Genomic DNA, 10,688 nt, shown 5'->3' with positions numbered 1-10,688 from the left:
ATCCCGCCATGTTTGGCGATGTGCCGGTGCGTTGAGCCGACATCCCGCTGTAATGCCCGCGCAATCCCACTGACGCTTTCCCCATTACGCCAAAACTCCCACAGCCGCTGCCGCTCCGCTTTGCCCATCCAAGGCTTTCTCTGTCGACTCATCGATGCTCCCACACCCTTTCCCGATAATTAAACCAGAGGTGTTGCATCGACCGGTTGAATCCGCCGCTGCTTTCTTTGGTTACTTTCTTTGCAGCAGCAAAGAAAGTGACTGCCGCCCCGCGCAGGGGCAACGCCAATAGACCGACGCGAAAGCAAGTTTCACTCAAACCCTCGAGGCCTCAGAAAGCCCCCGCGCCGAGCGCGATAAAAGCTGCTTCATTGCAGCAGCAAAGAAAGTAACTGCCGCCCGCCTAGGGGCAACGCTAATAGACCAAAAGCAAATCGGGATCCAGCAACAAACAAACAAACGGCACAGATCTTGCATTAAAGCAAAACCATGCCCGATTCCCCAACAAAAACGACATCCGTAAGCCCCTGGACGTGTCCGTTCTGTCCAATGCTATGCGACGACATCACGCTCGCGCCAGGCGAAGATCAACGGCTCGCAGCGCCGTCCCCAGCATGCCCGCGGCTAGAGGCATCACTTGCAAGCTACGGTCCGCAGGACGCAAGCAGCACCCCAGCCATCGACGGAAAATCCACCGATCTCCCATCGGCGCTCTCGCGAGCCAACGCGATCCTGTCCGCCGCCCGTAGGCCGCTCTTCGGCGCACTCGCGACCGACGTCACCGGCGCACGCGCGCTCTATGAACTCGCGGCGCATTGCGGCGCGATCCTCGATCATCTTCACGGCGACACACTCGCCGACAGCAATCGCGCGCTGCAAGATCGCGGCGCCTTCTTCACGACGCTGTCGGAAGTGCGCTCGCGCGCCGATCTCGTCGTCGTGTTCGCATGCACTCCGTCGCAGCGCTATCCGCGCTTCTACGAACGCGCGATCGACAACGAACGCGACGTGAGCATCGTATTCGTCGGATGTGACATCGATAAAGCGGCGAACACGCGCGCCGAATCGATCATGCCGGACGCCGATCCCTTCGATACCCTCGCGCGCTGGTCCGCGCATGTCGAAGGCGGCCGGCCGATATCGGTCGCGGAACTCGTCGCGCTGACGGAGCGCATCGTCAGGGCGCACTACACCGCGTTCATCTACGAGCCTGCAACACTGCCGACGAAACACGCGGCGCTCGCAATAGAAGCGCTGCAACGCATCGTGAAGGCGGTCAACCGCACCGCGCGCGCAGGCGCGCTCGCACTGACCGGCGACGACGGCGCGGCGTCCGTCAATCAGACGATCACGTGGCTCTCCGGCTTTCCGCCGCGCACGCGCGTTACATACCGTCAGCCGCTCGATCACGATGCGCATCGCTATCGCACGGAAACGCTGCTGCGTCGCGGCGAAATCGATGCGCTGCTCTGGGTAGCGAGCTTCGCGCCCGAGCCGCTGCCCGCATCGCTCGCCGATGACGTGCCCGCCATCATCCTCGGCCATCCATCGACGGACGTGCCCGCGCGCACAGGTCCGACCGTGTTCATTCCGGTCGCGACGCCCGGCATCGACAGCGGCGGGCACCTGTTTCGCGTCGATACTTCCGTGGTCGCGCGACTCGTCGCCGCGCGCGATATCGCCTTGCCAACGGTCGCTTCCATCGCCTCGCAGCTCGCGCAGGCAAGGAGACCGCAATGAGCGTCACGCGCCTCGAAGGCGGCACGCTCTACGATCCGGCGAACGGCATCGACGGCGAAAAACGCGACATCCATATCCGCGACGGGCGCATCGTCGATCACGCGCATGGAGAAGGAATTGATCAGGAGTTCGATGCAAATGGCATGGTCGTGATGGCGGGCGGCATCGACCTGCATTCGCACATCGGCGGCGGCAAGACGAATCTGTCGCGCCTGCTGCTGCCGGAAGATCATCGCGACGATCCGCGCGCCGTGCCCGATCGTCCGCACGAAGGCCGCTACATGCGCTTGCCGTCGTGCGGCGTGTGCGCGCCGGGCACGCTCGCGGCCGGTTATCGCTATGCGGAAATGGGTTACACGGCCGCGTTCGAGCCGGCGATGATTGCATCGAATGCGCGGCATGCACATCTGGAAATGGGCGACACGCCGATCATCGATCACGGCGCCTACGTGATGATGGGCAACGACGAGCTCTTCCTGCAAATGCTCGCCGCGAACGAAGACTTCGAACGCGTGCGCGATTACGTCGGCTGGACGATCGATTCGAGCAAGGCGCTCGGCGTGAAGGTCGTGAATCCCGGCGGCATTTCGGCGTTCAAGTTCAATCAGCGTTCATTGGATGTCGATGAAAGACACGTTCACTACGGCATCACGCCGCGCGATGTATTGAAGACCCTCACGCGCGCGCTCACCGATCTGCGCGTGCCGCATCCGCTGCATGTGCACGCTAGCAATCTCGGCGTGCCGGGCAACATCGAATCGACGATCAGGACGATGGACGCGGCCGAAGGCCTGCCCATTCATCTGACGCATATTCAGTTTCATAGCTACGGCGCCGAAGGGCCGCGCAAGTTTTCGTCGGGCGCGCGGGCGATCGCCGAAGCGGTGAACGCGCGGCCCAACGTGACGATCGATGTCGGCCAGATCATCTTCGGCCAGACGGTCACGGCGTCCGGCGACACGATGATGCAGTTCAAAAACGCACCGATGGCCAAGCCGCGTAAATGGGTGCTCGGCGATATCGAATGCGATGCGGGTTGCGGCGTCGTGCCGTTCAAGTATCGCGAGCAGAGCTTCGTGAACGCGCTGCAATGGATCATCGGGCTGGAAATCTTTTTGCTCGTGGACGATCCGTGGCGCGTGTCGATGACCACCGATCATCCGAACGGCGCGCCCTTCACGAGTTATCCGCACCTGATCCGCCTGCTGATGGACAAGTCCTTTCGCGACGCACAGCTCGACACGCTCCACGCCGATGCAAAGACCGCGAGCGCGCTCGCCGAAATCACGCGCGAATTCTCGCTCTACGATATCGCGATCATCACGCGCGCCGGTCCCGCGAAACTGCTTGGCCTGAAAGATCGCGGCCACCTCGGCGCGGGCGCGGCAGCGGATATCGCCGTGTATCGCGACGATGCCGATCGCGAGCGCATGTTCACCTCGCCCGCGTATGTGTTCAAGGACGGCGAGCTGATCGCGCGCGACGGCACGCTGCTCGCCACGCCCACCGGCGGCATTCATTTCGTGAGCCCGGAATACGACCGCGCGATCGAAACACGCGTGCGCGATTTCGCGCGGAAGAACCTCGCGACGCGCTTCGAGAATATCGCGATCGGCGACGATGAAATCTGCGCATGCTGCAACGGCGGGCGGCTCTTGCCGGTCGCGTGCTTCGCGGCGGGCGGGAGCTGACGCATGCGCATCAACGACACGCAGATCGACGACACCTTCGCCGAAGCCTTCCCGATGAAGGCGACGCGGCTCGTCATCACCGCGCATACGCCGACATGGGCGCGCCATGCGGCCAATTCGCTGACGGGGTTCGCCACGTCCGTCATCGATTGCGGCTGCGAAGCGGGTATCGAACGCGATCTCACAAGCGATGAAACGCCCGACGGAAGGCCGGGCATCGCGGTGCTGATCTTCGCGATATCGTCGAAGGAACTGGCGAAGCAGATTGCACGGCGCGTCGGGCAATGCGTGCTGACGTGCCCGACGACGGCGGTCTACGGCGGCATCGATCCGGCGAACATCCACGCGCCGCTTTCCGACGACGCGCCGCTCGGCGCGGGCCTGCGCTTTTTCGGCGACGGCTATCAGATATCGAAAGTGCTCGACGGCACGCGCTACTGGCGCGTGCCCGTGATGGACGGCGAGTTCGTCTGCGAGGAATTCACCGCGACGGTGAAGGCCGTCGGCGGCGGCAATCTGCTGTTTCTCGCGCGCGACATCGATAGCGCGTTGCACGCGGCGGAATCCGCCGTTGCCGCGATGCATCGCCTGCCGAACGTCATCACGCCGTTTCCGGGCGGCGTCGTGCGCTCGGGATCGAAGATCGGCTCGAAGTACGCGGGCGCGACGGCATCGACGAACGATGCGTTCTGCCCGACGCTCGTCGGTTTGTCGAAGAAAAGCGAGTTGACGCCGGACGTCGCGTGCGTGCTCGAAATCGTGATCGACGGCCTCACCGATGCCGATGTCGGCGCCGCGATGACCGCCGGCATTGCCGCCGCCGCGAAGATCGGCCGCGCGGGCGGCGTGCTGCGCGTTTCCGCAGGCAATTACGGCGGCAAGCTCGGGCCGTATCACTTCAAGCTGCATGAATTGTCGAAGGACATCGACGGGAGCCGCGCATGAACGCGATCACGTTGCGCGTAAAAAATGCACCAAGCTTTCGCGTCGATGGGTCGAAATTACTGCCTGTCGAACTCGGCGCGGCGTCACGCGCCGAATTGCCTCGCATCGCGCTGCAAGGCGCGGGCGAAACCTGCACGCTCGGCGATCTCTTCGATATCGCGCTGACGCAGGACGAAAAGCCCTCGCTCACGATCGAAGGCGATGCGCATTGGCTCGATCGCATCGGCGCGAACATGACCGAAGGCACGCTCGCCGTGCAGGGCAGCGCGGGCGATTACGCGGGCATAAAAATGACCGGCGGCGAGTTGCACATACAGGGCGATGCAGGCGCTTACGCCGCGTGCGAGATGCAAGGCGGACGTATCTCGATTCACGGCAACGCGGGCGATTTCGCCGCGGGCGCGCTGCCCGGCGACATGGAAGGCATGACAGGCGGCACGCTCGCGATTCACGGCGACGCGGGCGCGCGCCTCGCGGATCGCATGCGGCGCGGCACGGTGCTCGTCGCGGGCGACGCGGGCGATTTCGCGGCGTCGCGCATGGTCGCGGGTTCGGTCTGCATCGGCGGAAAAGTGGGCGCACACTTGGGATACGGCATGCGGCGCGGCACCGTGCTGCTGACACGCGCGCCATCGCGTATCCCGCCGACCTTCACCGAAGGCGGCCGCGGCTTCGACGTGTTCTGGCTGCTGTTCACGCGCATGCTGGCGCGCGAGAGCGCCCCTTTTTCGACATTCGCGAGTCATGTGTTGCCGCGACGCTACGCCGGCGACCTCGCAGTGGACGGACGGGGGGAATTGCTGATCGCCAATTCATAGCCGGGAGATGAACAATGGACTGCTGGGCTTTCACAGGAGAGAGGCGATGAGCACCGCGCGGACATCCGCTACATCGCGCGACGGCAGGCTCGATGCCGCGAGCGGCCGTTACGCACGCCCGATGATCGCGTTGCACTGGCTCATCGCGATCGCGATCATCGCGATGCTGTGCATCGGCTTCTATATGGTCGGCCTGCCGCGCGGGCTGCCGTTCAAGTCGGACCTCATCAACTTCCACAAGTCGCTTGGAATCACCGTTTTCCTGCTTGTGCTGATGCGCATCCTGGTACGCCTGGCTTATGGCCGGCCGCCTCTGCCGCCGATGCCAACGTGGCAACGCGCCGCCGCGAGCATGACGCAGGCTCTTTTATACGTGGGCATGGTGGCGATGCCGCTCACCGGTTATCTCGGCTCGTCGTTCAACAAGTTCGGCACGAAGTTCTGGGGCATTGCGCTGCCGCAATGGGGCTGGGACGACAAGCATCTGCGGCAGGTCTTTTTCGGCATCCACGAATATCTCGCGTGGATCATGGCCGCGCTGGTCGTCCTGCATTTTCTCGGCGCGATGAAGCATCAACTGATCGACCGCGACGGTCTCTTGCGGAGGATGTGGCCTTGAAGATACGCGTGCTCGGTTCATCGGCGGGCGGCGGCTTTCCGCAATGGAACTGCAACTGCCGCAATTGCGACGGCGTGCGGCGCGGCACGATCGCGGCGCGCGCGCGCACGCAATCTTCCATTGCCGTTACCGATAACGGCGAGGACTGGCTGCTCGTCAACGCATCGCCGGACATTCTGGCGCAGATCGCGGCCAATCCCGAACTGCAACCCGCGCGCCGTGTGCGCGACACGGGCATCGCGGCCGTCGTCACGATGGATGCGCAGATCGATCACGTCACCGGTCTTCTGATGCTGCGCGAGCGCGGCACGCCCTTGCCGCTCTATACGACCGACGCCGTATGGCAAGACCTCTCGACGGGCTTTCCCGTCACGTCGATTCTTTCGCATTACTGCGGCGTGGAGCACAGGCGCATCGCGCTCGATGGCGCATCGTTCTCCGTGCCCGAATTGCCGCGCGTGGCCATCGACGCGTTGCCGCTGTCGAGCAAGGCGCCGCCTTATTCGCCGCATCGCAATGCGCCCGAAACCGGCGACAACATCGGTCTCATGTTCACGAATACCGCAACCGGAAAGCGCGCATTCTATGCACCGGGTCTCGGCGCACTGGAGCCGCACGTGCTCGACGCGATGCGCGCAGCGGACCTGCTGCTCGTCGACGGCACCGTATGGACCGACGACGAAATGATCGCGCTGAATCTCACGAAGAAGACCGGCAAGGACATGGGCCATCTTGCGCAGCGCGGCGCGGGCGGCATGATCGAAGTGCTCGATTCGATCGGTCGCGCGGGCGTGCGCAAGGTGCTGATCCATATCAACAACACGAATCCGATCCTCATCGAGGACGGACCCGAACGACGCATTCTGTCGGAGCACGGCATCGAAGTCGCGCACGACGGCATGACCTTCGAGTTATGACATTCGCACTGAAGATGGAGAACCACTCGATGTTCGATCCGATGCTGAACCCGACCACAGGCCCGGTCTTCACGAAGGTGAACGACGACGGACCCGCGTGGACGCGCGAGGAATTCGAAGCGCAGTTGCGCGCGAAGGGCACGGCGTATCACATCCATCATCCGTTCAACGTGATGATGAACAGCGGCGGCTGCTCGAAGGAACAGATACGCGGCTGGGTCGCGAACCGGTTCTACTATCAGATCAACATTCCGTTGAAGGATGCGGCGGTGATGTCGAATTGTCCCGATCGCGAAACGCGCCGCCGCTGGGTGCTGCGCATTCTCGATCACGACGGCTATGGCGATCAGCCCGGCGGCATCGAGGCATGGGCGCGTCTCGGCGATGCAGTCGGACTTTCCCGCGACGATCTCCGGTCGCTGAAGCTCGTGACGCCCGGCGTGCGCTTTGCCGTCGATGCCTACGTGAACTTCGCGCGGCGCGCGCCGTGGCAGGAATCGGTGTGCTCGTCGCTCACCGAAATGTTCGCACCGCAAATTCACAAGGACCGTCTCGCGACGTGGCCCGAGCATTACACGTGGATCGAGCCGGAAGGGCTTTCGTATTTCCGCTCGCGCGTGTCGCTTGCGCAGCGCGATGTCGAGCACGGGCTCGAAGTGACGCTGGCGCATTTCACGACGCGCGCGGCGCAGCAACGCGCGCTCGATATCCTGCAATTCAAGCTCGATATTCTCTGGACCATGCTCGATTCGATCGAAAAGGCTTTCCCGCAATGAGCGACATCAATCCGACACGACGCAAGCAGGAAGCGGTCGTCGCACCCGACGATTCGTTGCATCCGAAACTAAAACGCCTGTTTCGCCTGCAATGGGAGCCGGCGCAGGATGCGCACGTGCTGCTTTATCCCGAAGGCATGGTGAAGCTCAATCAGAGCGCGGCGCAAATTCTCTTGCGCTGCGACGGCACGCGCGACATTCCCGCGCTCGTCGCGGATCTGGAGCAGGCGTTCAACGCGTCGGGCCTCGGCGACGACGTGCGCGCGTTTATCGCCGGCGCGCGTGCGCGAGGCTGGCTGGAGTAGCGTCATGACCGACTTGTCCGAACCGATCGCAAAGCCCGCGCACGACGACGCGCCGATTGCGCCGCCGCTGTGGCTGCTTGCGGAATTGACGTATCGCTGCCCGCTGCATTGCGTGTTCTGCTACAACCCGGTGAACTACGCCGATCACACGCGCGAGCTCGATACCGCTCAATGGATCGACGTATTGCGTCAGGCGCGCGCGCTGGGCGCGGCGCAACTCGGCTTCTCGGGCGGCGAGCCGCTCTTGCGCGACGATCTCGAAACGCTCGTGGGCGTTGCGCGCGAACTCGGCTTCTATACGAACCTCATCACGTCGGGCATCGGCCTGACGGAGAAACGCATCGGCGCGTTGCAGGACGCCGGGCTCGATCACATCCAACTTTCGTTTCAGGATTCGTCGCAGGAACTCAACGACTTTCTATCCAGCACGAAGACCTTCGAGTACAAGAAGCGCGTCGCGAGTCTCATCAAGGCGCACGGCTTTCCGATGGTGCTCAACTGCGTGCTGCATCGCTATAACCTGCCGCATATCGGACGCATCATCGATATGGCGCTCGCGATGGGCGCCGAATATCTCGAACTCGCGAACACGCAGTACTACGGCTGGGCGCATGCGAACCGCGCGCAGCTCATGCCGACGAAAGCGCAGCTCGACGAAGCGGAGGCCGTCGTCGAACGCTATCGCAATGAGATCGGCGACACGTGCAAGATCTTCTTCGTCGTGCCCGATTACTACGAGCGCCGGCCCAAGCGCTGCATGAATGGCTGGGGCTCGGTGTTTCTCGGCATCGCGCCCGACGGCGCCGCGCTGCCGTGCCACACGGCGCGCTCGCTGCCGGGCCTCACGTTCCCGAACGTGACCGAGATGCCGCTCAAGGACATCTGGTACGAGAGCGACGCGTTCAATCGCTTTCGCGGCTTCGGCTGGATGAAGGAGCCGTGCCGCAGTTGCGACGAGAAAGCCATCGACATGGGCGGCTGCCGCTGTCAGGCGTATCTGTTGACGCAAGACCCCGCGAATGCGGACCCGGTGTGCGACAAGTCTCCGCATCACGAGCGCGTGATCGAAGTGGTGCGCGCGGCATCGACAAGGCAGGAACCGCAGGAGCAACCCATCGTCTTCCGCAACGATGCGAACTCGAAACGCATCGCCGCGCAGGCCCGCGAAAATGGTTCAGAAGAAGGAGAAGACAAGCCATGATTGCCGACATCTCCGTGCTGCTCGTGGACGATCACGCCGTCGTGCGTGAAGGCTACAAGCGTCTGCTCGAACTGAGTCCCGATGTGAACGTCGCCGGCGAAGCGGCGAATGCGGCCGAGGCGTATCAGAAGTTTTGCGCGTTGCAGCCGGATGTCGTCGTGATGGATCTCGCGCTGCCCGGCGCGAGCGGCATCGAGGCGATGCGGCGCATGCTGGCGCGCGAGCCGCATGCGCATGTGCTGATCTTCAGCGTGCACGAGGAAGCGATCTTCGTGCGGCGCGCGCTCGACGCCGGCGCGCGCGGCTATGTCACGAAGGCGAGCGCGCCCGATGTGCTCGTCGAAGCGGTGCGATCCGTCGCGCGGCGCATTTCGTATCTGAGTCCCGACGTTTCGCAAGCGCTCGCGTTGCGCACGAGCATTCAGGAAGGACGTCAGCTATCGGCGCGCGAATTCGAAGTGCTGCGTCTGCTCGTGCAGGGTTATACGCTGCCGAGCATCGCGGAAAAGCTGGGCTTGAGTCAGAAGACGGTCGCGAATCATCAATCGGTGATCCGGCAGAAGTTCGGCGCGGACAACGGCGTGCAGCTCGCGCAAATCGCGAATCGCCTGGGCCTTCATTTCGCCGATTTCGCCTCGTCCGCCGCCGCTTCGTTCGGAACCGAAGTCGGCAACGGCAGCCCCGCCTGAGCCGGCACGCGCGCGCAAAACAGGAAGCCTGCTCCCGGTTCGCTCGCGATGTGAAACTCGCCGCCGAGCGCCTCGACGCGCTCGCGCATGCCGATCAGGCCAAGTCCTTCGCGCGGTTTCGCGAGATCGACGCCCGGTCCGTCGTCGGCCATCGTCACGAGGATTTCCTGCGGCGCGCGCGCCAGATAAATCTCCACGCGTGCGCCCCGCGCGAACTTCGACACGTTCGTGAGCCCTTCCTGCACGAGCCGGTAGAGCGTGATGTTGAGCGCATCGCTCAGATTGTCGAAGTCGCCATTGACGGCGAGCGTGAAGGTCGCCTCGGGCAAGCGCTCGCGCCAGCCGTCGATGCAATGTTCGAGCGCGGTCGGCAAGCCGAATTCATCGAGCCCGATGGGACGCAGCTTGCGGATCATTCCGCCGATCTCGCGATACACGTGCGTCGCGCTTTGCATCAGCGACAGCGACAGCCGATGCACTTCCGGCTCGCGCCCCGCCGACAGATCGCGGATACGTCCCGCATCGAGGGCCATCGCGTTGAGGTATTGGCCGAGCTCGTCGTGCAGTTCGCGCGCGAGATGGCGGCGCTCGATTTCCTGCGCGGCGAGCGCCTGGCTCGCGAGCCGCCGGTTCTCCGCGAGCAGATGCTCGGCTTCTTCCTCCAGCACGCGCCGCCGCCGCACTTCCGATTGCGCCTCGCGATAACGCCGCCACGCGAACCACGCGAAGCCGACCGCGAGCACGACGAGCGTCGGCGGCAATTCGTCGAGCTGGAAGCGCTCGGCGCTGCGCGTGAGGCGAAACGTGTACTCGCTGAAGTCGAAGCGCGCGAAGAGCGCGCCGGCGATGACCGTGATCGAGATCACGCAGGCCAGATCGCGCCATGCCGGCGAGCGCGGCGCGCGACGGTCAGCGTCTTTCGCGAGAGAGGGCAGGGATTCGGATGGCATCACGGAATGCATTCTACGCACGGCGTCATCGTGCGGT

At 63.8% G+C, this 10,688-nt stretch carries 11 protein-coding genes; 10 read left to right on the top strand and 1 reads right to left on the bottom strand.

Going from position 1 to position 10,688, the window contains the following annotated elements; all coding sequences use genetic code 11:
* Positions 1-489 precede the first annotated feature (489 nt).
* From NOV72_RS28835 to NOV72_RS28790, 10 genes are read left to right on the top strand one after another with little or no spacing between them, the layout of a single operon-like run.
* Positions 490-1,740 (top strand): molybdopterin-binding domain-containing protein, encoded by a 1,251-nt coding sequence (locus NOV72_RS28835; RefSeq protein WP_106857928.1) that lies wholly within the window; start codon positions 490-492, stop codon positions 1,738-1,740.
* Positions 1,737-3,431 carry a formylmethanofuran dehydrogenase subunit A gene (locus tag NOV72_RS28830; RefSeq protein WP_106857927.1) on the top strand — a complete coding sequence of 565 codons (1,695 nt, stop codon included), beginning with the start codon at positions 1,737-1,739 and terminating at the stop codon, positions 3,429-3,431. Before NOV72_RS28835 ends, NOV72_RS28830 begins: the two co-directional genes overlap by 4 nt.
* A 3-nt stretch (positions 3,432-3,434) precedes the next feature.
* Complete coding sequence (gene fhcD, locus NOV72_RS28825) at positions 3,435-4,376, top strand: formylmethanofuran--tetrahydromethanopterin N-formyltransferase (protein WP_106857926.1); 942 nt, start codon at positions 3,435-3,437, stop codon at positions 4,374-4,376.
* Entirely contained in the window at positions 4,373-5,194 is an 822-nt protein-coding gene (locus NOV72_RS28820; protein WP_106857925.1) for a formylmethanofuran dehydrogenase subunit C, read from the top strand. Before fhcD ends, NOV72_RS28820 begins: the two co-directional genes overlap by 4 nt.
* Before the next feature lie 46 nt (positions 5,195-5,240).
* Positions 5,241-5,813: a cytochrome b gene (locus tag NOV72_RS28815; protein ID WP_106857924.1), complete on the top strand. Its 573-nt coding sequence runs from the start codon at positions 5,241-5,243 to the stop codon at positions 5,811-5,813.
* A complete protein-coding gene (pqqB, locus tag NOV72_RS28810; RefSeq protein ID WP_106857939.1) occupies positions 5,810-6,730 on the top strand; it encodes a pyrroloquinoline quinone biosynthesis protein PqqB in 921 nt (306 codons plus the stop codon). The genes NOV72_RS28815 and pqqB overlap by 4 nt, the downstream gene beginning before the upstream one ends.
* 29 nt (positions 6,731-6,759) lie before the next feature.
* Complete coding sequence (gene pqqC / locus NOV72_RS28805; RefSeq protein ID WP_106857938.1) at positions 6,760-7,506, top strand: pyrroloquinoline-quinone synthase PqqC; 747 nt, start codon at positions 6,760-6,762, stop codon at positions 7,504-7,506.
* Positions 7,503-7,811 carry a pyrroloquinoline quinone biosynthesis peptide chaperone PqqD gene (pqqD, locus tag NOV72_RS28800; protein WP_245933195.1) on the top strand — a complete coding sequence of 103 codons (309 nt, stop codon included), beginning with the start codon at positions 7,503-7,505 and terminating at the stop codon, positions 7,809-7,811. Before pqqC ends, pqqD begins: the two co-directional genes overlap by 4 nt.
* A gap of 4 nt (positions 7,812-7,815) precedes the next feature.
* Positions 7,816-9,012, top strand: coding sequence for a pyrroloquinoline quinone biosynthesis protein PqqE (gene pqqE, locus NOV72_RS28795; RefSeq protein ID WP_106857923.1), 1,197 nt, complete (start codon positions 7,816-7,818; stop codon positions 9,010-9,012).
* A complete protein-coding gene (locus tag NOV72_RS28790) occupies positions 9,009-9,701 on the top strand; it encodes a response regulator (RefSeq protein WP_106857922.1) in 693 nt (230 codons plus the stop codon). The genes pqqE and NOV72_RS28790 overlap by 4 nt, the downstream gene beginning before the upstream one ends.
* Here NOV72_RS28790 and NOV72_RS28785 read toward each other — a convergent pair.
* Positions 9,629-10,651, bottom strand: a complete 1,023-nt coding sequence (locus tag NOV72_RS28785; RefSeq protein ID WP_106857937.1) for a sensor histidine kinase — start codon at positions 10,649-10,651, stop codon at positions 9,629-9,631. The two genes, NOV72_RS28790 and NOV72_RS28785, sit on opposite strands and share 73 nt — an antisense overlap.
* Positions 10,652-10,688 lie beyond the last annotated feature (37 nt).

Origin of the sequence: Caballeronia novacaledonica, from assembly GCF_900258035.1 — a bacterium.
In the GTDB taxonomy this organism is placed as follows: domain Bacteria; phylum Pseudomonadota; class Gammaproteobacteria; order Burkholderiales; family Burkholderiaceae; genus Caballeronia; species Caballeronia novacaledonica.
This window is presented reverse-complemented; position numbering and strand designations above follow the sequence as displayed.

Coding starts and splice junctions, on each gene's coding strand:
- NOV72_RS28835 (WP_106857928.1), top strand. CDS start 490: ATGCCCGATTCCCCAACAAAAACGACATCCGTAAGCCCCTGGACGTGT.
- NOV72_RS28830 (WP_106857927.1), top strand. CDS start 1,737: ATGAGCGTCACGCGCCTCGAAGGCGGCACGCTCTACGATCCGGCGAAC.
- fhcD (WP_106857926.1), top strand. CDS start 3,435: ATGCGCATCAACGACACGCAGATCGACGACACCTTCGCCGAAGCCTTC.
- NOV72_RS28820 (WP_106857925.1), top strand. CDS start 4,373: ATGAACGCGATCACGTTGCGCGTAAAAAATGCACCAAGCTTTCGCGTC.
- NOV72_RS28815 (WP_106857924.1), top strand. CDS start 5,241: ATGAGCACCGCGCGGACATCCGCTACATCGCGCGACGGCAGGCTCGAT.
- pqqC (WP_106857938.1), top strand. CDS start 6,760: ATGTTCGATCCGATGCTGAACCCGACCACAGGCCCGGTCTTCACGAAG.
- pqqD (WP_245933195.1), top strand. CDS start 7,503: ATGAGCGACATCAATCCGACACGACGCAAGCAGGAAGCGGTCGTCGCA.
- pqqE (WP_106857923.1), top strand. CDS start 7,816: ATGACCGACTTGTCCGAACCGATCGCAAAGCCCGCGCACGACGACGCG.
- NOV72_RS28790 (WP_106857922.1), top strand. CDS start 9,009: ATGATTGCCGACATCTCCGTGCTGCTCGTGGACGATCACGCCGTCGTG.
- NOV72_RS28785 (WP_106857937.1), bottom strand. CDS start 10,651: ATGCCATCCGAATCCCTGCCCTCTCTCGCGAAAGACGCTGACCGTCGC.